This is a genomic window from Desulfofalx alkaliphila DSM 12257 (assembly GCF_000711975.1).
Lineage (GTDB): Bacteria > Bacillota > Desulfotomaculia > Desulfotomaculales > Desulfohalotomaculaceae > Desulfofalx > Desulfofalx alkaliphila.
Genome location: NZ_JONT01000013.1, coordinates 69,786 through 90,971, shown reverse-complemented (window position 1 = coordinate 90,971; position 21,186 = coordinate 69,786). Strand labels below are relative to the sequence as shown.

The following is a 21,186-nucleotide window of genomic DNA, read 5'->3' as shown; positions in this document are numbered from 1 at the left end:
GCATAGGACCAAAAACCGTAAATAATTCTCGCTTATCATTTTTTCTTTGTATTACCAGACCTTTGTTTTTACGGCCGGTTTTGTCTTCTACTATAGATTTATCAAGGGCTTCAAGATATGCACTCATCATATCCACAATAAAATTGTCCGTGTATTCTTTTAAGGTGGTTTCCATCTCTTCAATGGCCTTAATTCTATCTGAAGCAAAAAAATTTAATAATTGCTCAATGAATTTTTTTGTAGTAGAATAGTATTCACAAGAGACACTCCTTTGGTAATTTGGGTTTTGCTCGACTTTATTTTACCAAAAAGAGTGGTCTCTTATTTCTTTTTTTCCTACAACAATTTTACACTATGCCACGCCCGGCAGGTCAGGTATTATTGTAAAATTAGGGTAGGGGCGGACCTTGTCCACCCCTACCCTAAAAGCTTTTTATTTAAGGCAGCCATGCCTCCACCTTGTCACTGTTTTCTTCAACCCACTGCTTAGCAGCTTCCTCCGGTGACATTCCTTCGTATATCAAGACCATAACATCTTCCATGTCAGACGGTTCCCAGTAGAAGTTATTTAAGAAGTTATAAACTTCCGGTTTAGTCTCTTTGAGGTCCAATGTAACTAAGGTTGCAATGTGTTCTTCACCGCCATAGACACCCTTAGGATCATCCAAGTACTTCAAATCAAACTTGGCAAACTTCCAGTGGGGAGTCCAGCCGGTAACTGCAATATATTGGTTATCATTAATTGCTCTCTGTAATGATGCAGCCATGGCAGCACTACTGCTGTCCATTAAGGTAAAGTTATCAAGACCATATTCTTCAATGGCAGCTTCAGTGGCATTCATAACCCCTGCACCGGGTTCAATGCCAATAATTTGGCCGTTGAACCGGTCTGCTATTTCATTCATTTCTTCAATGGAATCAATTTCCACATAGGCGGGCACTACCAAACCGATTTTGGCACCGTCTAGGTTAGCTCCCAAGTTCTCCACATCATCTTTAACCCTATCCAGGTACTCTCCGTGGGTAACCGGCAGCCAAGATGACACAATGGCGTCAAAATCCCCCCGGCTCAAGCCGGTGTACATCAATGCAGCATCCACCGGAACGGTTTCCACCTCATAACCCATTTTGCTCTCCAGTACTTCTTTAACCACGTGTGTGCTGGCAATTTCAGAATCCCACTCTACATATCCCAACACAACTGTGCCTGCATCCTGTGCTTGCTGTGCCGCAGGGTCCTGTTCTCCCCCGCCGCCTGTACAACCCGCCAATGCTAGGCTCAAAATGACAAGCATGGCAAGCAGTACACTGGCTTTACTAAATCTTTTCACCTTTTCTCCCCCTTATTTATTTGTTTTGTTATTAAACCCAATTTTTTGGGTAATGCGGTCAAGGATGATAGCTATAATTACAATTGATAGCCCGGCTTCAAAGGCCAACCCCACATCCAAACGTTGAATTCCCCGGAGCACCATACCGCCTAAGCCACCCACACCAACCATAGCTGCAATTACCACCATTGATAAGGCCAACAGTATGCATTGGTTTACACCGGCCATAATGGTGGGCATGGCCAAGGGTAATTGTACCTTAAACAGTTTCTGACTTTCGGTGGCCCCAAAGGCTTCAGCAGCTTCTATCAAATCTTCAGGGACTTGTCTAATACCCAAGCCGGTGAGCCTAATGGCCGGAGGCATTGCAAACACAACGGTAGCAATTAAGCCCGGCACTTCTCCGATGGCAAAGAGTATTACCACCGGCACTAAATATACAAAGGGCGGCATTGTCTGCATAAAATCCAAGATGGGCATGACCACCCTATGGGCCATCTGGTAACGGGCAGTGAGAATTCCCAAGGGTATGCTGATAATTAAAGCAAAGAGTGTGGCTATTAATACCAAGGCTATGGTATCCATTGCCGGTTTCCACATACCCATATTTAGAATTAACAGTAAACCAAGGGCGGACCCAATGGCTACCCTGTTACCGGCAAGCCGCCATGCAATGGCAGATACAATTACGATAAAGAGCAAGGGCGACATCATATTCAGCAAATCTGCAAAATTGCCCACCAGCGCTTTAATGACTATTGTTATAAAATCAAATAGCCAGCCCAGATAGGTTTCAGCAGCGTCCACCAACAATTCCGCACCGGCACCAATGGGAAGTTTAGGCAATTCCATTTTATTCGCCCCCCTTCTTCATCATGCCGGCCAGCACCGCGCCCCGTACCAGTACACCTCTTAATTTGTCCTGTTCATCAACCACGGCCACAGGGTATTTTGAGTCTGCCATCAATGGAATAATTTCATTCACATGGGCTTCCAAATTTACCTTTGGGACATCAGTTATTACCAGCCGATTAATATCATTGTAACCGTTTACCACCGCGTCAACACAGCAGTCCGCAGTTACAATACCCAAGAGCTTTCTGTCCCGGGTAGTTACAAAAATACTGGATAAACCGTGCTCCTTCATTAGGCGCAATGCCAAGCGAGGGCCGTCCTTTATGGTAATCACCACCTGTGGGCTCTTCATAATGCCCTCAGCGGTAAGTACCTTGGTCATGTCCACATCTTCTACAAAGCGTTCAACGTAATCATTGGCAGGGTTTGTTAATATTTCTTCAGGTGTGCCTATTTGCACAATGGCACCGTCCTTCATTAGGGCAATGCGGTCACCAATTTTAAGGGCCTCATCCAAATCGTGGGTTACAAATATGATAGTCTTGTTCATCTGGCTTTGAATGGACAAGAGTTCGTCTTGCATTTCTTTACGAATTAAGGGATCCAAGGCACTAAAGGCTTCATCCATTAGCAGTATATCCGGATCGCTGGATAGGGCCCTGGCCAAGCCTACCCGCTGCTGCATCCCACCGGAGAGTTGACTTGGCATAGACTTCTCATAACCCTTTAAACCAACCAACTCCAATGCCCGTTGGGCCTTGTCAAATCTTTCTTGCTCATCAATGCCTTGTATTTCTAAGCCAAAGGCAGCGTTTTCCAATACGGTACGATGTGGGAACAGGGCAAACTTTTGAAACACCATCCCTAACTTCCGCCGTCTAATGTTGCGTAATGACTCTTCATTTACCTTAGTTATATCTTCCCCGTCAATATAAACTTCGCCTCCGGTAGGGTCAATCAATCGATTCAAACAACGTAGCAGCGTTGATTTGCCGCTACCGGATAAACCCATCAGCACAAAGGTTTCCCCAGCTTCCACATCAAAATTTATATTATATACTCCCACTGTTTGTTTGGTTTTTGCCAAGATTTCATCTTTATCTATACCCTGCTGCAGCAACTTTAATGCCCTGTCAGGGTTGTCGCCAAATATTTTCACTAAATTTTTAACCTCTATCTTCTTCATTAATTACAACCTTCTTTCGTAAATTGCTGAGGTTACAAAAACAGTTTATTATCACCGCCCGGTATATAATCTATATTGTAAGCCCATACCCTAGTTTTATCCGATAATTTCAACTTAAAAAATAAAAGGGTTATAAATTAACCCCATAACAAAATTATTCCATTTTGTTATGATTATAACAGTAGGTCACTTGGTTTGTCTAGGAACAATATAACAATAAGAAACGGGATAAGCTAATCTTATCCCGTTCACTTAAAATAATTACTTGATATTCACTTATTTGTTTGTTTCCTCATCTTTTTTAAAGGTTTCAGTACCCGACGCACCACATGCAGGGCATTTTCTTGGCTTGCAGCGACCCTCTTTTTTCTCACCGCACTGGGTGCAGATCCATGTTGCCATTATTTATCACCTCCTAAAGCGGCCTTGCGTAATGCTTGTACCGCATGCTCCCTATCATTGCTGTTAAAGATAGCTGAGCCTGCCACCAATACCTTGGCACCACACTCTACAACCTTTCCGGCTGTTTCTATGTTAATACCGCCGTCCACTTGTATTTCAGTGTTTAGGCCTGTATTAGCTATTAATTCCCGTACTTGCTTAATTTTAGGCAGCACCTGGGGAATAAATTTTTGCCCACCAAAGCCAGGGTTAACTGTCATTAATAACACCAAATCCACCAGTGGCAGTACATGTTCCACAGCACTTATCGGAGTAGCCGGATTTAGTGCCACCCCGGCTTTAACACCCAATTCTTTAATTTGTGTTACTACCCGGTGAAGGTGAGTGCATGCTTCCACGTGCACCGTTACCAAGTCAGCACCGGCTTCCACAAAGTCCGCCAGGTATTTGTCCGGTTGTGCAATCATCAGGTGCACATCAAAAAACATTTTTGAATGGGGTCTTAGCGCCTGTACCACCAATGGGCCAATGGTTATATTAGGTACGAAATGTCCGTCCATCACATCAAGGTGCAAATATTCAGCACCTGCTCGCTCCACAGTGTTCACCTCTTGGGCCAGGCGGGCAAAATCTGCCGACAATATTGATGGGGCCAACTTTATCATACTAATATCTCCTCTCCCGTTCTGTTAACTCGTTTAAAAATTGTAAATAGTTATTATATCTTCCGGCATCAATTTCCCCCAGGTCCACTGCCTTTTTAATTGCACATTGGGGTTCCATGTTATGGGTACAGCTGGTAAAACGGCATTTCCCTTGAAACTTTGCCAGTTCAGGAAAGTAATGCATCAGTTCCGCTGCCGGTATTTCAGGTAGATTGAGGTTTGAAAAACCCGGTGTGTCCACCACCAGGCCGCCGTTTATTGGTAATAACTCAACATGCCGTGTGGTATGCCTACCCCGCTTTAATTTTTCGCTTATTTCCCCTGTTTTTAATTTAAGCCCCGGTTTAATGGAATTTAACAAACTTGATTTACCCACCCCCGACGGGCCTGCAAAAACAGAAATCTTACCCCTCAACTCTGCCCTCAGTTCATCTAAGCCGGTATTATACTTAGTACTGGTATAAAATACCCCATAGCCAATTCTCCGATATAGGTCTAACCATTCCGGTTCTTGCTCCCCTAATAAATCAGCCTTATTTAAACATATTACCGGCTTTACCCCCGAGCTTTCAGCCAGTACCAAAAACCGATCCAAGAGGCTTAAATTCGGTTCCGGGTGAGCAACGGCAAAGGTAATTACCCCCTGATCCACATTGGCCACCGGTGGGCGCAACAATTCATTGCGTCTATTTAGCACCTCATAAACTACGCCGGTATTTTTCTCTGCCGGTTTTAAGCGCACCCGGTCGCCCACCAAAACCTTTTGTTTGTCATAACGAAACTTGCCCCTTAAACGGCAAATCCACTGGGCATCACCGTCCTGCACATAATAATATCCACTATATGCTTTGACAACTATGCCTTCAATCATACAAACCCCCCAAAGAAAAGCTTAAATTATGGGGATTGATCAAACTTTAATTCCCCGTCAATATATACCCGAATGACAGCATTTCCATAATACTCCACAGGCTCCACAACAATTTCACCGGAAGAGCGCGTGGCAACATACACATCCCTGGTGCCACGGACATCCTCCACACTTATTCTCACTTCATGACTTTTTCCATCATCATCAATGGGCACGGTGACATTAACCGTTCTTTTTGCGGGGCCGGGCCCTTCACTTACCACAATTGACACTTCAGAACCTTCTCTTATTTCCGTACCGGATTCGGGAGTTTGTCTAATCACCTGGCCTTCGAGATACCTGTCACTGCGCTCTCCCTTTACAGGTTGAGCCAGCACCAAGTTATACTCAGCCAACCTTGCCCGGGCCGCATCAATGTTTAAGCCAATTAAATTAGGCACAGATTGGAAGTTAAACTCCGGACCCTTGCTTACTTTAAGCTCCACGGTAATACCCTTGGGGTGCTTACCGTGGGGTGGATCCTGACTGATCACGTAGCCCGCTTCTACATTTTCATCGAATACTTCATTTTCCTTATAATTAAAATCAGCATTGTGCAGCATTATTCGCGCGTCACTGATGGGCAGATTTGTCACATCGGGAAGTGTTTGCATTTCCGGACCCAAGCTGACGGTCATCTCTATGGCACGGCCCTTTTTCACCTTGGTACCCGGTGCTATACTCTGGGAAATAACAATCCCCTTCTCAACTGAGCTGCTATGTATTTCACGCTCCGTGGGCTCTAAGCCCTCCCCTGCCAATAAAATGCGCGCTTCTTCCACAGGTAAGCCTTCCACCTCGGGCACTGCCACTTCAGGTACATTTAGGTAATTAAAAAGTGCAAACAACATTCCGCCCAATAAGCTCAAAAGCAACAGACCCGCCAGTACGCTGATTTTGATTGCCTTTGCTTTTTTATCTTCTTTTTTGGACTTTATTTCTTCCTGCTCGGCCTTTATATTGCTTGGTAAAACTTGAGTGGCAAAGTCATCCTCCTGATCCGGAACAGCCCTTTGGCCATTTACAGCCCTCAGCAGTTCCGAACTGAACTCTTGGGCAGACCGGTACCGCTGATCAGGATTTTTTTCCATTGCCTTTAACACAACTCGTTCTAATTCCTTAGGTATATGTGGGTTTATTTCCCCAGGAAGTGGAGGCTGCTCTTGTATATGTTTTAATGCCACCGCCACCGGGCCGTCTCCTTTGAACGGTAGCTGTGAAGTAAGCATTTCATACAGCACCACACCAAGGGAGTAGATATCTGATTGCGGGCCGGGGGTTTCCCCCTTTGCCTGTTCCGGTGATATATAATGCACAGAGCCCATAATAGTTTGAGTATTTGTAATTGTGCCGGTGGTGGCTTCTAAAGCAATGCCAAAATCGGTAAGTTTTACCCGATGGTTAGGGGTAATTAAAATATTATGGGGCTTTACATCCCGGTGTACAATATTGTTTTCATGGGCATGCTGCAGGGCATCACAAATTTGCCGCACAATGCTTACTATTTCATGTATAGGCAGGTCGGGCTTGTCTTGAATAAAATTCTTTAAGTTGTCCCCATCTATATACTCCATTACCAGATAATGGGTATCTTCTTCCTGGCCAACATCATGAATGTTAACAATGTTAGAGTGAGAAAGGCTGGCCACAGCCTGTGCCTCTCGGCGAAAGCGACGGATAAAATCACTGTCAGATACAAACTCCGACCTTAACACCTTAATTGTAACCAAGCGATTTAAAAAAGTATCCTTAGCCTTGTAAACAACGGCCATCCCACCGCCGCCCAGTTGTTCCTGTATTTCATACCGGTTCCCCAATAGCTTACCGATCATTTTTTCTTCACCTCATCAATGCCTCAGATATCACTTTTTGTGCAATTGGTGCTGCCACCCTGCCACCTGAACCACCGTTTTCAATTATTACAGACACCGCAACCCTGGGCTGCTGAACCGGGGCAAAGCCTACAAACCAAGCATGGGAAGCACCATGGGGGTTTTCAGCGGTACCCGTCTTTCCTGCCACCTCTATTCCACCTATGGCCGCAGCCCTTGCCGTTCCCCTCTCCACCGCTGCAGCCATGGCATCACCGATAATCCGGGCCGTTTCTGCGTCAGTGGCCTGCAGCATAAGACCGGGTCTATGCTGATATGACGTTTTGCCTAAAGAGTTTCTTACTTCTTGCACCAAATAGGGCTGCATCATCGAGCCACCGTTTGCCACAGCCGCCGCCACCATGGCCATGTGTAGTGGACTGACCAGCAAATCCCCTTGGCCTATGGCTGTAACCGCCAATTGCCTGCTGTCCATGTTTTCAATATCCCCCATGGTGCTGGGCCGGCTTTCTACACCTAAAGCAAAATCAGTATTAAAGCCAAACTGCTCTGCAACTTGCACAAAGGGTTGCCGTCCCATTTCTAAAGCCAGTTGCCCGAAGGCGGTATTGCACGATACCACCAAGGCTTCGGTCAAGTCCACATGGCCATGTACATTATCTTCCAGCTTAAAACCTTCCACCATCAGATAGCCCGGGCAATTGACAAGGTCCCCGCCCTGGTGTCCCTGGGCCAAGGCCCCGGCCGCTGTAATTAATTTCATCACCGAACCCGGTGGATAGGCCCCCTGAAAAGCCCTGTTCAAAAGCGGTGCATCCTTATTATTTTGTAGATGCTCCCATTCTTGCTCTAAATTATTGGGATCAAAGGACGGGGATGTTGCCGCTGCCAAAATTGCTCCGGTGCGCGGGTCCACAGCCACCACCGCACCCCTCTTGCCGCCCAAGAGTTCCACCGCCAAGTGCTGTAACTCTGCATCCAAGGTTAATACCAAATCCTGCCCAAGCTGGCTTTGGCCGGTGGCTTTTCTTATTTCATTAAAAAGTTTTTCCTCCCTGTTCATACCTAAAAGTTCAATGTCATAAGTGGATTCCAAGCCGCTTGCTCCATATTTTTTAGAAGTGTAGCCTATAATATTGGCAGTTTCCGCGCCCCTTGGGTAAACCCGGACGCTGCCTTCATCAACCCACCTGCTTTCTGCCAGGACAACACCCTTTCTGTCATATATACTGCCCCGGTGTATATTGGCCATCTGCTCTGCCATGCGACGGTTATTTGGATGAGAAGCCAGCTCAGAACCCATTTTTAAATGTATATACGACAGATAGAATATCAATATGGTCAACAACAACAAAATAAAAATCCCTAAATTGCGAATGTTATTTTTCATTAGAAACAACCGCCTTGTGGGACACATTCAACAATAATCCTAAAATGATAGAGTTAGCTACCAGAGAACTGCCGCCGTAACTTATGAAAGGCAAAGTGATACCGGTTAAGGGCAGTAACTTCATCACCCCGGCCAATATAATAAAAACCTGCAAACCCATCAGTGCAGTTAAGCCTGCTGCCAACAGGGCAGAAAAGTCATCCTTTGCCTCCAGGGCTATCCGCAAGCCGCGATAGATTAAGAGGATAAAGAGAAGAATAATCCCGGCGCCACCCAATAGACCCATCTCCTCAGAAATGGCAGCAAATATAAAATCTGTGTGGGCCGCAGGAATTAAGTCCGGTCTCCCTGCCCCTAAACCTGAACCCAAAACTCCGCCACTGCCCATGGCAAAAAGTGACTGTATAATTTGGTAGCCGTAAGAATCATATAAGGGCCAAGGATTAAGCCATATGTCTACCCTCACCTGCACATGAAAAAACAAAAGATAACAAATAAATGCTCCTATTATAAACATGGTCAAACCAAATAATATATAAAAAATCCTGGCTGTGGCAACATATAACATGGCAAGAAAGGTACAAAAATAGATCAAGGCAGTGCCTAAGTCCCTTTGAAACACCAACAGCACCAAGGCAATTCCCCACATCACCAGCATCGGCCCCCACTCCCGCAGGCTTGGCACCGGTATGCCAAAAACCGACCCTGTTCCTGTGGTTAGTATTCTCTTATTTTCAGCAAGATAGGAGGCCAAAAATAAAACCAACACTATTTTAACAAATTCTGACGTTTGCACCTGAAACCAGGGCAATTCTAACCACCGTTTGGCACCGCCCAATTCTTCCCCAAAAAAAATTGGTACCACTAAAGCTATAACCCCTAGCAGGGCGTAAATATAACGATATTCAGACAATAGGTGATAATTGCGAAACAAGGTGGTAACCAAGGCCAAGGCCACAAGGGCCACCAACAACCAGGCAAATTGGCGGATTGCATAATGGGGTTGCAACCTCAACAAAAAAACCAAACCTGTGGATATTAATACGGTGATTATGGGCAATAAATAAGGATCAGCCCTAAATCCGGTCAGCCGCCACAACCAACTAAGTGACAAAAAGCCAACAAAAGTACCTAGGGCCCCCGCCACCACCATGTAAGCATGGGGCATATGGTCCATTCCCAGGTATAAAGTCAGCACACCCACCCACAGGTACAGACCGCCATAAAATAACAGTCTATGCTCCCTCTGCCGGGTACTCACACTTAAATTGCCGGCACCGGTTTCGCTAACCATGGGCACCCTCCCCAATTATATTTCAATCAAAATGATTGAAACATTATCTGTACCGCCTTGCTCCAGGGCTGCGTTGGCTAACTTTTTCACCGCTTCATCGGGGGTATCGACACTGCTGACAATGGCATGTATTTCCTTACCCACCAAATGATTGGTCAAACCGTCTGTACACAATAATAACCTATCGCCCTTATAGAGCACTAATTTATATAAATCAACTTCAACATTGGTCATTGCACCGACAGCTTGGGTTAAAACATTTCTGCGGGGATGTACCTGGGCCAAATCTTCGGTAATGCTGCCATTCTTTACCAGCTCACCCACCAATGAATGATCATCGGTAACCTGTTTAATGGTGTTCCCCCTCAACAGATATGCTCTGCTGTCACCCACATGGGCCACATAAACAGTGTCGCCGCTTAACAGACATGCAGTTACCGTGGTGCCCATGCCTTGTAAATTTGCGTCATTGCAGGCCATTTCGTATACATGTCTGTTTGCTTGCTCCATGGCTTCTACCACCAACTTACCGACATCGGCGGTATTGGGCAGTTCGCGTCTAAGATACCGCTCTAGATAAACCAGGGCCTGTCTGCTGGCTACCTCTCCGGCTTGGTGACCACCCATTCCATCTGCCACCACAAAGAGCCCAATGTCAGGGCAGACAAGCAGGCTATCTTCATTTTCTGAACGAACCAGCCCCACTTCAGTTATTTGACTCCACCTCATGTGCCCACCTCACAAACTCAAAACTAACTCCACCCAACCGCACCCTATCTCCATTGGCCAGCACCGCAGGCCGGGTTAACCTTTTTTCGTTTAAATAGGTACCATTTAGACTTCCCATATCTTCCAACCAATACTGTCCGTCCTTTAGCTTAATGGCCGCGTGCTCCGTTGAAACAAAATCATCCACAATGGAAACATCATTCTTTGCGGACCTGCCTAATCTTGTACTGTCGCCAAGATAAATTTTAAACCCCGGTTTAATCATATCATTTTCACTGGCAACAACCACTAAAGTTGCACCGTCACCGCCTTTAATCTCCTTGGGGATAATAATATGTCCGCCTTTTTGGCTGTGTGCAGCCGGGGCCTTGCGCAGATCCCCAACAACCATAATTACTAGCTTTAATAAAAACAAATAGAATAAGCCTAAAAATAAAAGTCGTAATGCCAACAATACAATTCCAAGCATGATCAATCCACCTTAAATTGGCACACTGTTGTACCAAAGGTGATAAGATCTTTTGGTTGAAGCAATTTTTTTGTTACCTTTACCCCACCAACCAGCGTACCATTGGTACTGTTGAGATCAGTCAACAGGTACCCATCATTAACATTATCAATTTGCGCATGGCGCCTTGACACACTTGGGTCTGTTAAAACAATATCACAGGTGTTTTTTCGTCCGATAACAGCACGGTAGTTATTTAACAAAAATGTTTTCCCCACATCACGACCTTCCAGCACTACCAAAGAATACTTTGCTGTCATTAGCTTTTCTATGGGTTCTGTGCCCTTTACCGGTTTATACATTTGTGTTTTATGTATTTCTTCGTCTTCAAAAGCATTTTTGTTGTGCTGGCGTAATTCTTCTTTTGTTAAAGGTATTGCTTCACTAAAGGATGACAGCAATTCAATGTCACCGGCGGATATATCCTTATTCTTTTCCAATTCTACCACCGGCGGAGCTACCAAAGTAAACCTTTTTTCTTTTGCCTTTTGCTCCAGGTAATCCTGCAGCTCCAATGATAACATTTTGTTAAATGCACCGATACTTTCCCAATCTTCGGGGTTCAGCATCACCTTATATTCGTTGGGCACATAGGTTTTTTTAACACTTACCCTGCGCTTATCTCGCATTTCACGGGCTAAGCGCTTCGCTATTTCCACCGGCTGTATCCGCCCTTTAAATTTGTCTTTAAAAAAACCTTCAATGTATTTTTCTAAATTACCTTCAAGACCGGAAAAGAGGCCCATAGCCATTCACCTCTTTAATTGTACTTTTGAAGGCATGGCCGGTGAAGACCGGCAACTGTCACTTTTTCTGCGACGAAGTTGGCCACAGGCCGCGTCAATATCTGAGCCCATCTCTTTGCGCACCGTAGCATTTATACCATGCCTTTCTAATTCCTTTTGAAACGCTATTACCCTGTCCCTGTCAGTTTTTTGATATTCCCGTTCCTTTACCGGGTTAACAGGAATAAGGTTGACATGGCAAAGGATATTTTTTAACAATGCCGCCAGTTCCCAAGCCTGCTCAATGCCATCGTTAATACCTTTTATAAGCGAATATTCAAAGGTTACCCTGCGACCTGTTAAATTTATATATTCTCTGCATGCGGGAATTAATTCAGAGAGAGGATACTTTCGATTAATGGGCATAAGACTGTTTCTAATGGCATCATTGGGTGCATGCAATGACACCGCGAGGGTGATAGGCAAACCCTCATTGGCAAGCCTTTTTATTCCCGGCACTATACCGCAGGTGCTCAAGGTAATGTGCCGTAAACTGATATTTAAACCATAGGGCGCACTCACCTTAGCAATAAAGCGCAAGGTTTGATGATAATTATCAAGGGGTTCACCGGAACCCATCAAGACCAGGTGACTTACCCTGTCACCCACATCCCTTTGAATTGCCAAGACCTGGTCATACATTTCTCCTGAAGTTAAGTTGCGCACCATGCCGTCAATGGTAGAAGCGCAAAAACGGCAACCCATTCGGCAACCCGCCTGTGTAGAAACACAAGCAGAATTACCGTAAGAATGCCGCATTAAAACACCTTCTACTGCTACTCCGTCGGGAAGACCAAATAAATATTTTATTGTACCGTCTCGCCGGGATACCTGTTTGGACAGTATATCCATTCCACCTAAGGAGCAAACTGCATCCAGTTTTTGGCGCAACTCCATTGGAATATTTGTCATATCATTAAAATTTGTTACACCCTTTTGAAAAACCCACTGACATAACTGACTTGCTCGGTAACCTTCAACACCCAAGCCTGCTAAAAAATCCATTATCTCATTTAAATCAAGATCCTTAAGGTTAGCTTTGGACATATAACCGCCTCTTCTTGTGGCTTTTATTCTACAAAATTTACCTAAACTCCTCTTTTTTTCATTCTTGCTATGAAGAAACCATCCATACCATGCACATGGGGCAGCAATTGAATATACCCCTCTTTTACACCGGGCTCATCAGACAATTTTTCTGATATGTAAGGTGTTAAAGGCTCAAGCTCAAATTCTTTGTGTCTATCCAAAAAGGATTTTACTTGCCGTATATTTTCTTCCTCGGTGATTGTGCATGTGCTGTAAAGCAGCACACCGCCGGGACGTACACATTTACTCACACTGTCCAGCATTTCCTGCTGTAACTTCACTATGCTAGAGATGTGGTATGATTCCTTTCGCCAGCGGGCATCAGGACGTCTGCGCAACACACCCAAACCGGAGCAGGGTGCATCCAGCAAAACATAGTCAGCCCATTGACGCAGCTGTTCCGGTATATCCCTAGCATCCCCCACTCTGCCTTCTATAATAGATATACCCAAACGACGGCAGTTATCTTGAATTAAGTTCAGTTTGTGTGGGTGTACATCTAAAGCGATAACCTTACCTTCATTACCCATCAACTGGGCCATATGGGTAGATTTTCCACCAGGTGCCGCCGCACAGTCAATCACCTTTGCCCCGGCATGGGGGCTAATGGCATGCCCCACCAACATAGAGCTCTCATCCTGCACCTGAAAAAGCCCCTGCTGAAAAGAAGGCAGTGCCCGCAAGGATAAAAAACCGTCTAAATTAAGTCCCTCGGGGGCATATGAGGTTGGCTGTGCCTTTACCCCCTCATCTTGCAGTCTGGTTAACAACTCCTCCCTGCTGATGCGCAGCGTGTTAGTGCGCACGGTGTTGGGTGGGGTTTGGTTATTTGCCTTGCACAGTGCAATGGTTTCCTGTAATCCAAACTCATTCAACCACCTTTTTACCATCCAGGTGGGATGAGAGTACTTTAAGGAAATATGACCTACCGCATCATTTTCTAGATCCGGATATTGAATCTTGTGTAAGTTTCGCGTAATATTGCGCAGCACCCCGTTGACAAACTTAACTACCCCTGGGGTGGCATATTTTTTAGTTAACTCCACTGCTTCGTTGCAGGCCGCTGAAGGCGGTACTCGATCCATAAATAATAATTGATAGGTACCCATCCTTAATATGCCCCGTACCGCCGTTGACTGTGAAGCCAGTGGCTGCTTTAAAAACATTGACAGTACCCAATCTAAGGTATTTAACGTTCTCAATGTGCCATAGGCCAATTCAGTGGCAAAGGCCCGGTCAAGTTTCTGTGGACGATATCTTTCTAACACCCTATTAAGTGCCAAGTTGGCATAAGCCCCTTCTTCATCCACTGCAGTGAGCACCTTTAGTGCCAATTCTCGGGCATTAACCTTAGACATATCTTTCACTCCTGTTAGAAAAACTTGGGTCCCCTCAAGTATTTGACCCGGGCGAAACCTTAGTTTTTCTTATATGAAATATCTGATTGCTTCTTCCAGCCGATACACAGATATTTGTGTATTAAAACAAGGCCCAAAGGGACGTTCATTCAGTACTCCCAATACCGGAATGGGCGTTGAGTCTTGAATGCCGCTTGCAAGGTCACGCTCACAGGCAATGGCAACAATGGCCTTTGGACGATATTCTTTTACATACTTTCTTGCCAAGGTACCACCGGTAGCCAGTCCAACATTAACACCCATTTTATCGCGAATCGCTAATAATTGATCCACCGGGCAATCCCCACATCTCTTACAATTGGATATGTTGGAGGTTATTTTATGTGGGCAACTGCTTTTTTGTAAACAATGGGGAGCCAATACTAAAAGTTGCCATGGCTTTACTTTTAATTCCCTGGTTCGTACCAACTGATTGTTAACTTCAATAAATGACCTTTTAATGTTATTGGTATCAATTTTAAATATTTTCCCCAAACCGATAGCCATGGGAAATAATACACTCATGGCCGTTCGCATTAGAGGTTGTAGAGGACTTATTGTCTTAGCCAACCAAATGGTCAGCACAATGCCGCCAATACCAAAGGCCACTGCCACCATGGCAATTAGAATAAAACCAATCAAGACCACTAACAATATCTGCTGAAGAACAGTGGTGGGCTGTGATAACAGATACCACAGCAAACCGGCCACCCCGCCCACTGTCAGCAAACTGCCGGCCAACAGTCCGATGAACAATCTCTTTTTTGCCTGGGGTTGAGCGGCGGTATTTGCAATCAAAATTACTCCCTCCCTAAGACGCTGCCTACAGCTATCGGCCTGCCGCGTAAAAAACTGGCCGCATCAAGCCTTTTAGCGCCCTGCAGCTGCAACTCCAGTAGCGCTAAACAGCCTTTACCCGTTTGCACCACCGGACACCGGTCTTCAATGGCCACAACGGTTCCCGGCAAGCTGCCGCTTTCTTTTTCCAGCACCTTTGTACGCCAAACCTTTAATATTTCCCCATCCATGGTGGTATAGGTTCCCGGCCATGGATTCATACCACGGACCTGGTTATTAATATCCTCTGCTCCCCTGGACCAATGAATCAATTCATGCTCACGTTTTAACATCGGTGCATAGCTTGCCTGATCATGGTCTTGGGCAAAGCGGGGGGCATGGCCACGCAAAATACCGTCAATGGTTTCTCCCAGCACCTTGGCACCCAACAGAGCCAAACGATCATGCACATCTCCAACGGTGTCGTCCGGTTTTATTTCTATCGCCTCTGATAAGATAACATCACCGGTATCCATACCTTCATCCATATACATGGTTGTAATACCGGTTTGCTTTTCGCCGTTAATAACCGCCCAGTGTATTGGTGCAGCACCCCTGTATTTAGGCAGCAACGATGCGTGTACATTGATACAACCCAGTGGCGGGATTTGCAAAATCCTCAAAGGCAAAATTTTCCCGTAGGCCACAACCACTATTAAATCCGGGTTCAGCTGTTCCAGCTCTTGATAAAACTCCGCTGTTTTAATTTGCTCCGGCTGCAAAACAGGAATATTGTTTTTTTCAGCAACCACCTTAACCGGTGGAGGCTGTAACTTGCGTCCCCTGCCCCGGGGCCGATCGGGCTGTGTCACCACAGCAACAAGTCGGTGGCCTTTTTTAATGATTTCCTCTAGGCAGGGCACTGCAAAGTCCGGAGTTCCCATATAAACTATACGCATCGCTACTTATCTTCCTTCCGAACATTCTGCGCTTTATCAATAAACAATATACCATCCAAATGGTCAACTTCATGCTGAAAGGCCCGGGCTAAATATCCTTTGGCTTTAAATGAAACCTCTTTGCCGTCTCTATTTAAACCCTTTATTGTGATATTTGCAGCCCTGGGCACCTCACCCAGTACCCCCGGCAGCGACAGGCATCCTTCGGTTTCTGTCTCCACGCCCCTTGCTTCAATAATCTCCGGGTTTATCAATTCAATCAACCCATCTCCCACATCCACCACAATCACCCGTTTGGAAATACCTATTTGCGGTGCCGCCAAACCTACACCTTTAGCAGCATACATGGTGTCCCTCATATTATCTAACAGTTTATGGATGTTGGCATTTATTTTTTTAACCTCTTTGGCCTTTTCCCTTAATATAGAGTCGCCTTCTCTAACTACTTCGTATACAGCCATTTCTATCCTCCATATCCTTTGTCTTAAAATAAATCAGTATAACAAATTATACTATATTAACACCTGTGGATCTATATCAATACTCACATTGACCTTATTCCTCAGCCCACTGTTAACCTCCCATATTTTAAGGGATTTTGCCGTTATAAGCCGCACGTCCCTGCGCATCCGACCCTTGATTACCAATTGCCAACGAAAACGTCTTTTAATCATTGACAGGGCCGCCGGCGAGGGCCCCAGTATTATCGGTTTTCTTTCTTCTTGTTCCACTGCACCGGCCACTTGGTATAAACAATGCTGTATTTCCCTGGCGGCAGTTTCTACCCCTTGCGCTTCCCCACCGCTTATCAGTATCCGGGCCAAATAATAAAAGGGGGGGTACTTTAAAGCCCGCCGAAACCTCATTTCTTGGTGGTAAAAACCTATATAATCGTGCTTTTGCGCAGATACAATGCTGTAATGTTGGGGGGTGTAGGTTTGCACAATGGTTTGGCCGGGAAAATCACCGCGGCCTGCCCTTCCGGCCACCTGGGTTAGCAATTGAAAGGTTCTTTCTGCAGCCCGAAAATCAGGCAAGTATAACATGGTATCTGCATTGATCACACCCACCAAGGTCACCCCGGGCAGGTCCAAACCCTTGGCTATCATCTGGGTACCCACCAAGACCTCTGCTCGACCGGCTCTAAAATTATCAATAATTTCTTGGTGCGAACCTTTGCGTCCTGTGGTATCGCCATCCATGCGCAGCACCTTGGCCCCTGGAAAATGGCGGCAAATTTCTTCCTCCACCTTTTGTGTGCCAATACCAAAATAACCTATGGCGTCACTTTTACACTGGGGGCAGTTTTGGGGTTTCACTTTGCTGTGGTTGCAATAGTGGCAACGCAAGACACCGTCAAAATGATAAGTAAGTGATATATCACATTGGGGGCATTTTAAAACCAAACCACATTTACGGCAAACCACAAAGGTAGCATAGCCCCGACGGTTCAAGAACAGTACGGTCTGCTGCCCTTTCTCCAGCACTGCTGCCATTTTGGCCAGCAGTGGGCGGCTAAATAAACCACCGCAGCCGTCATACAACTCTTGGCGCATATCCACCACCTGCACCGCCGGCATTGTACGGTTGGCCACCCGGTGTGGTAACTGCAACAGTTTATATGGCCCCTGGGGCTCTGCCCGGCAATAACTTTCCAAGGAAGGGGTGGCACTGCCCATTAACATTACTGCATGGGCCATCTTTGCCCGCCGCAAGGCCACCTCCCGGGTATGATACTTTGGGTTCTCATCTTGCTTATACGATGATTCATGTTCTTCATCCATTACTATTATTCCCAAATTATCTATGGGAGCAAAAATGGCTGAACGGGCACCAAGCACCACCCGGGCATCCCCCCGTCTTATGCGGAGCCACTCACTGTAACGCTCACCTGCCGATAAGCGACTATGTAACACCGCAACTTGCCCCCCAAAGCGACTGCGAAAGATTGACACCATCTGGGTGGTTAGAGATATTTCCGGCATCAATACAATGGCATTTTTACCCTGTGCCAAAGCAGTGGTAATTATTCTCATGTAAACTTCCGTTTTTCCGCTGCCGGTAACGCCATGGAGCAAATAGGCCCCGTAACTTCCATTATTCAAGGTTTGTGATACCACTTCCACAACTCTTTGCTGTTCAGGGGTTAAGATTATAGGAGGGGGGCTGTCAGTTTTTGGCAAGCCGGCACCGGCCCTGGGAGCGCTTGCCCAGTGCAGCATTTTTTTCTTTATCAAGGTGTCTACGGTGGCGGTGGACACACCGGAATAATGGGCCAGTTGTTTTTTATTTAAACCCGGATAGGCCAGTGCATTGATCATTACAGTATATTGTTTAGGTGTGAGCTTGGCCTTTGCCAATTGATCTTCTGCCAAGGGGGTGTATAAACCCCGGGGTAGTTTTATAATTTCCCTGCCTGACCCCAGCACACAATGTAAACTTTCTGCAAAGGTGCAGATATATCGTTGAGACATCCACCGGGCCAGTTTAATTAATTCAGGGGTTAAACCCTCACCTATCACCCTTTGCACTGGCTTAAGCTTTATCCCTTTAGGCGGCGACGAATACCCCACCACATAACCCGCAACAGTGCGGGAACCAAAAGTTACCTCTACCCTACTGCCCACCTTTAGGGGTTGCAGATGGGAAGGAACAATGTAATGAAAAGGCCTGTCAACATTGCGACCGGCCACCTCCACATAAACTTCTGCATACTTAGTATTATCATTAACTTTACTCACCGGACTGTTCACTCCGGTAACGAGCCACAAGATCCAAGATGTGTTTAGCCACCTCTTCTTTGGTCATCATTGGCAGGTCGATAACAGTTCCATTACGGTTAAAGATTTTCACTATATTGGTGTCCACATCAAAACCGGCACCGGGCACACTTACATCGTTTGCCACCAATAAATCTAAATTTTTTTGCCGCAGCTTTAGCCTGGCATATTCATCCAGTTTACCTGTTTCTGCCGCAAAGCCCACCAGTACTTGATTACCCTTCATCCTACCCAATTCAGCAAGGATGTCGGGGTTCTTTTCCATCGCCAATACCATTGGATCATGGCTTTTTTTAATCTTTTTATCAGAGACAGATTTGGGTCGGTAATCTGCCACCGCAGCAGACTTAATGACCACATCACTGTCAGGAAAATTTTCTAGCATGGCCCGGCGCATTTGAAGGGCGGTTTCAACCTTAATAACTGTGACACCCTCCGGCGGAGGTAAATTAACCGGCCCGCTGACCAATACCACCTTGGCACCCCGGTCCCTTGCCGCTTTGGCTATGCTGTAACCCATTTTTCCGGAACTGCGATTGGAAATATATCTTACGGGATCTATAGGCTCCCTGGTGGGGCCTGCTGATACCAGTATTTTTACACCCTCCAAATCTCCGGCGGTAAACATTTGCTTTATATGGTGTAAAATTTCATGGGGTTCACTCATTCGACCCGGTCCGGTGCTGCCACAGGCCAATTGACCACTGTTGGGTCCTATAAAGGCATAACCCAGTTGGCGCAGCTTTTTAATGTTTTGCTGTACCACTGGGTTCTTGTACATAACTGTATTCATAGCCGGACAAAATACCACTTCACAGCTGGCTGCCAAAATTACGGTGGACAGCATATCATCTGCAATACCATTTGCCACCTTGCCAATAATATTGGCGGTGGCCGGAGCCACCACCAACAGATCTGCATTTTGCGCCAATTCAATATGTGTTACGCCACCGTGGTTATCGGCGAACATATCGGTGAATACAGCATTGCCGGTTAAGGCCGAAAAGGTCATCGGTCGGATAAAATTTTGTGCCCCTTCGGTCATTATTACCCGTACCTTAGCCTTGGCTTTAACCAAACCACTGACCAACTCCGCTGATTTATAGGCAGCAATTCCCCCGGCTATACCCACTGTAATTATTCTGCCGGTCAGCACATTCTAACCCCCATCTACGAAATATTTTTCTTCCTTGATGATACTATCTTTATTTTACCTTTTATGATTTCTTCCAGGGCGATACTGACTGCTTTATCGGTAATTTCTTTATTCCCCTGCTCATTCTCCGTGTTGGCAACGGTCAATTCCCTGGCCCTTTTAGCCGCAGCCACCACTAAACTATAGCGACTGTCGGATTTTTTCAATAATTCATCAAGTGAGATACGATTCATGCTGCCCCTCCACTTGTAAGTATTTTTGTATATCAAAACGCTTGGATCTGCATTTTTCTGCCACAATAATTGATCTGACTTGATCAATTGCTGTATCTAAACAATCATTAACCACAATATAGTCATATTGTGGCACCTTTTGCAATTCTCCTTCAACACACTGCAATCTCTTTTTAATTACATCATTACAATCAGTACCCCGCTTAATTAGCCGTGCCTGTAATTCATTTATCGATGGCGGAATAACAAATACAAGTATACATTGAGGAAACTTCTCTTTAATTTGCAGAGCACCCTGTATATCTATTTCAAGCAGTACATCTTCCCCGGCTTGTAGTTTTTTCTCAACCCAATCCCGGGGAGTGCCGTAAAAATTACCATAAACCTGTGCCCACTCCAGAAGCTGATCCCCTTCTATCATCTGTTTAAATTGCTCTTCATTAATAAAAAAATAATTTTTACCGTGCTCCTCTCCCAACCTGGGGGAACGTGTAGTTACCGATACGGAAAGGGATATTGAGCTTTCCTTTTTGATTAATTGTTGGCATATTGTTCCTTTGCCTGCCCCCGAAGGTCCTGAAAGTACCAGCAGCAAACCTTCCCTATCCATAATTATTCGATTATCTCTTCCTGATTGCCGGAATCCTTGCTTACCAGGCGGTTAGCTACCGTTTCAGGTTGCACGGCAGACAATATTACATGATCGCTGTCCACTATAATTACCGCCCTTGTACGCCTACCGTATGTAGCATCCACAAGCATGCCGCGTTCCCTTGCCTCAGTAATTATGCGCTTAATTGGTGCTGATTCAGGACTGACGATGGCAATAATCCGGTTTGCAGATACAATATTACCAAAACCAATGTTAATTAATTTAATATCCATAATTTACCCCCTATATTACCCTT

At 45.5% G+C, this 21,186-nt stretch carries 22 protein-coding genes; all 22 read right to left on the bottom strand.

Annotated elements, in window-relative coordinates; all coding sequences use genetic code 11:
* Positions 1–437: 437 nt before the first annotated feature.
* The 22 genes from BR02_RS0108650 to remA all read right to left on the bottom strand — a co-directional run bounded on the left by BR02_RS0108650 (position 438) and on the right by remA (position 21,163).
* A complete protein-coding gene (locus tag BR02_RS0108650; RefSeq protein ID WP_238442436.1) occupies positions 438–1,331 on the bottom strand; it encodes a glycine betaine ABC transporter substrate-binding protein in 894 nt (297 codons plus the stop codon).
* A 12-nt stretch (positions 1,332–1,343) separates the two neighbouring features.
* Positions 1,344–2,183, bottom strand: coding sequence for an ABC transporter permease (locus tag BR02_RS0108645; RefSeq protein WP_031516196.1), 840 nt, complete (start codon positions 2,181–2,183; stop codon positions 1,344–1,346).
* Between the two features lies 1 nt (position 2,184).
* Positions 2,185–3,372 (bottom strand): quaternary amine ABC transporter ATP-binding protein, encoded by a 1,188-nt coding sequence (locus BR02_RS0108640; protein ID WP_031516194.1) that lies wholly within the window; start codon positions 3,370–3,372, stop codon positions 2,185–2,187.
* Between the two features lie 276 nt (positions 3,373–3,648).
* A complete protein-coding gene (locus tag BR02_RS16000) occupies positions 3,649–3,774 on the bottom strand; it encodes an RCKP-type rubredoxin-like domain-containing protein (RefSeq protein WP_274377122.1) in 126 nt (41 codons plus the stop codon).
* Entirely contained in the window at positions 3,774–4,439 is a 666-nt protein-coding gene (gene rpe, locus BR02_RS0108630) for a ribulose-phosphate 3-epimerase (protein WP_031516192.1), read from the bottom strand. Before rpe ends, BR02_RS16000 begins: the two co-directional genes overlap by 1 nt.
* A gap of 1 nt (position 4,440) precedes the next feature.
* Entirely contained in the window at positions 4,441–5,310 is an 870-nt protein-coding gene (rsgA, locus tag BR02_RS0108625) for a ribosome small subunit-dependent GTPase A (protein ID WP_031516190.1), read from the bottom strand.
* A 26-nt stretch (positions 5,311–5,336) separates the two neighbouring features.
* The gene (gene pknB, locus BR02_RS0108620; protein WP_031516188.1) at positions 5,337–7,181 is read right to left on the bottom strand and encodes a Stk1 family PASTA domain-containing Ser/Thr kinase; all 1,845 of its coding nucleotides are present in this window, start codon (positions 7,179–7,181) and stop codon (positions 5,337–5,339) included.
* Positions 7,182–7,188: 7 nt separating this feature from the next.
* Complete coding sequence (locus BR02_RS0108615; RefSeq protein WP_031516186.1) at positions 7,189–8,571, bottom strand: peptidoglycan D,D-transpeptidase FtsI family protein; 1,383 nt, start codon at positions 8,569–8,571, stop codon at positions 7,189–7,191.
* Complete coding sequence (locus BR02_RS0108610) at positions 8,561–9,865, bottom strand: FtsW/RodA/SpoVE family cell cycle protein (RefSeq protein WP_031516184.1); 1,305 nt, start codon at positions 9,863–9,865, stop codon at positions 8,561–8,563. The genes BR02_RS0108615 and BR02_RS0108610 overlap by 11 nt, the downstream gene beginning before the upstream one ends.
* A 15-nt stretch (positions 9,866–9,880) precedes the next feature.
* On the bottom strand, positions 9,881–10,594 hold the full coding sequence (locus BR02_RS0108605; protein WP_031516182.1) for a Stp1/IreP family PP2C-type Ser/Thr phosphatase: 714 nt from the start codon (positions 10,592–10,594) through the stop codon (positions 9,881–9,883).
* Entirely contained in the window at positions 10,572–11,063 is a 492-nt protein-coding gene (locus tag BR02_RS0108600; RefSeq protein WP_031516180.1) for an FHA domain-containing protein, read from the bottom strand. The genes BR02_RS0108605 and BR02_RS0108600 overlap by 23 nt, the downstream gene beginning before the upstream one ends.
* Before the next feature lie 2 nt (positions 11,064–11,065).
* Positions 11,066–11,854, bottom strand: a complete 789-nt coding sequence (locus BR02_RS0108595) for an FhaA domain-containing protein (protein ID WP_238442435.1) — start codon at positions 11,852–11,854, stop codon at positions 11,066–11,068.
* Complete coding sequence (rlmN, locus tag BR02_RS0108590; RefSeq protein WP_051688226.1) at positions 11,855–12,934, bottom strand: dual-specificity RNA methyltransferase RlmN; 1,080 nt, start codon at positions 12,932–12,934, stop codon at positions 11,855–11,857.
* Between the two features lie 41 nt (positions 12,935–12,975).
* A complete protein-coding gene (gene rsmB / locus BR02_RS0108585) occupies positions 12,976–14,334 on the bottom strand; it encodes a 16S rRNA (cytosine(967)-C(5))-methyltransferase RsmB (protein WP_031516174.1) in 1,359 nt (452 codons plus the stop codon).
* Positions 14,335–14,403: 69 nt separating this feature from the next.
* A complete protein-coding gene (locus tag BR02_RS0108580; protein ID WP_031516172.1) occupies positions 14,404–15,171 on the bottom strand; it encodes a DUF116 domain-containing protein in 768 nt (255 codons plus the stop codon).
* 2 nt (positions 15,172–15,173) lie between these two features.
* Positions 15,174–16,109 carry a methionyl-tRNA formyltransferase gene (fmt, locus tag BR02_RS0108575; RefSeq protein WP_031516170.1) on the bottom strand — a complete coding sequence of 312 codons (936 nt, stop codon included), beginning with the start codon at positions 16,107–16,109 and terminating at the stop codon, positions 15,174–15,176.
* A 2-nt stretch (positions 16,110–16,111) separates the two neighbouring features.
* A complete protein-coding gene (gene def, locus BR02_RS0108570; RefSeq protein WP_031516168.1) occupies positions 16,112–16,570 on the bottom strand; it encodes a peptide deformylase in 459 nt (152 codons plus the stop codon).
* A gap of 51 nt (positions 16,571–16,621) precedes the next feature.
* Positions 16,622–18,850: a primosomal protein N' gene (priA, locus tag BR02_RS0108565; RefSeq protein WP_031516167.1), complete on the bottom strand. Its 2,229-nt coding sequence runs from the start codon at positions 18,848–18,850 to the stop codon at positions 16,622–16,624.
* Positions 18,843–20,045 (bottom strand): bifunctional phosphopantothenoylcysteine decarboxylase/phosphopantothenate--cysteine ligase CoaBC, encoded by a 1,203-nt coding sequence (coaBC, locus tag BR02_RS0108560; protein WP_031516165.1) that lies wholly within the window; start codon positions 20,043–20,045, stop codon positions 18,843–18,845. The genes priA and coaBC overlap by 8 nt, the downstream gene beginning before the upstream one ends.
* A 14-nt stretch (positions 20,046–20,059) precedes the next feature.
* Positions 20,060–20,278, bottom strand: a complete 219-nt coding sequence (gene rpoZ, locus BR02_RS0108555) for a DNA-directed RNA polymerase subunit omega (RefSeq protein WP_031516162.1) — start codon at positions 20,276–20,278, stop codon at positions 20,060–20,062.
* Positions 20,259–20,891, bottom strand: a complete 633-nt coding sequence (gene gmk / locus BR02_RS0108550; protein ID WP_420795389.1) for a guanylate kinase — start codon at positions 20,889–20,891, stop codon at positions 20,259–20,261. The genes rpoZ and gmk overlap by 20 nt, the downstream gene beginning before the upstream one ends.
* The gene (gene remA, locus BR02_RS0108545) at positions 20,891–21,163 is read right to left on the bottom strand and encodes an extracellular matrix/biofilm regulator RemA (protein ID WP_031516159.1); all 273 of its coding nucleotides are present in this window, start codon (positions 21,161–21,163) and stop codon (positions 20,891–20,893) included. Before remA ends, gmk begins: the two co-directional genes overlap by 1 nt.
* Positions 21,164–21,186: the final 23 nt, after the last annotated feature.

Bases quoted from the DNA above. Each gene is read 5' to 3' on its own strand.
- BR02_RS0108645 (WP_031516196.1), bottom strand. From the start codon at position 2,183: ATGGAATTGCCTAAACTTCCCATTGGTGCCGGTGCGGAATTGTTGGTG.
- BR02_RS0108640 (WP_031516194.1), bottom strand. From the start codon at position 3,372: ATGAAGAAGATAGAGGTTAAAAATTTAGTGAAAATATTTGGCGACAAC.
- BR02_RS16000 (WP_274377122.1), bottom strand. From the start codon at position 3,774: ATGGCAACATGGATCTGCACCCAGTGCGGTGAGAAAAAAGAGGGTCGC.
- rpe (WP_031516192.1), bottom strand. From the start codon at position 4,439: ATGATAAAGTTGGCCCCATCAATATTGTCGGCAGATTTTGCCCGCCTG.
- rsgA (WP_031516190.1), bottom strand. From the start codon at position 5,310: ATGATTGAAGGCATAGTTGTCAAAGCATATAGTGGATATTATTATGTG.
- pknB (WP_031516188.1), bottom strand. From the start codon at position 7,181: ATGATCGGTAAGCTATTGGGGAACCGGTATGAAATACAGGAACAACTG.
- BR02_RS0108615 (WP_031516186.1), bottom strand. From the start codon at position 8,571: ATGAAAAATAACATTCGCAATTTAGGGATTTTTATTTTGTTGTTGTTG.
- BR02_RS0108610 (WP_031516184.1), bottom strand. From the start codon at position 9,865: ATGGTTAGCGAAACCGGTGCCGGCAATTTAAGTGTGAGTACCCGGCAG.
- BR02_RS0108605 (WP_031516182.1), bottom strand. From the start codon at position 10,594: ATGAGGTGGAGTCAAATAACTGAAGTGGGGCTGGTTCGTTCAGAAAAT.
- BR02_RS0108600 (WP_031516180.1), bottom strand. From the start codon at position 11,063: ATGCTTGGAATTGTATTGTTGGCATTACGACTTTTATTTTTAGGCTTA.
- BR02_RS0108595 (WP_238442435.1), bottom strand. From the start codon at position 11,854: ATGGCTATGGGCCTCTTTTCCGGTCTTGAAGGTAATTTAGAAAAATAC.
- rlmN (WP_051688226.1), bottom strand. From the start codon at position 12,934: ATGTCCAAAGCTAACCTTAAGGATCTTGATTTAAATGAGATAATGGAT.
- rsmB (WP_031516174.1), bottom strand. From the start codon at position 14,334: ATGTCTAAGGTTAATGCCCGAGAATTGGCACTAAAGGTGCTCACTGCA.
- fmt (WP_031516170.1), bottom strand. From the start codon at position 16,109: ATGCGTATAGTTTATATGGGAACTCCGGACTTTGCAGTGCCCTGCCTA.
- def (WP_031516168.1), bottom strand. From the start codon at position 16,570: ATGGCTGTATACGAAGTAGTTAGAGAAGGCGACTCTATATTAAGGGAA.
- rpoZ (WP_031516162.1), bottom strand. From the start codon at position 20,278: ATGAATCGTATCTCACTTGATGAATTATTGAAAAAATCCGACAGTCGC.
- remA (WP_031516159.1), bottom strand. From the start codon at position 21,163: ATGGATATTAAATTAATTAACATTGGTTTTGGTAATATTGTATCTGCA.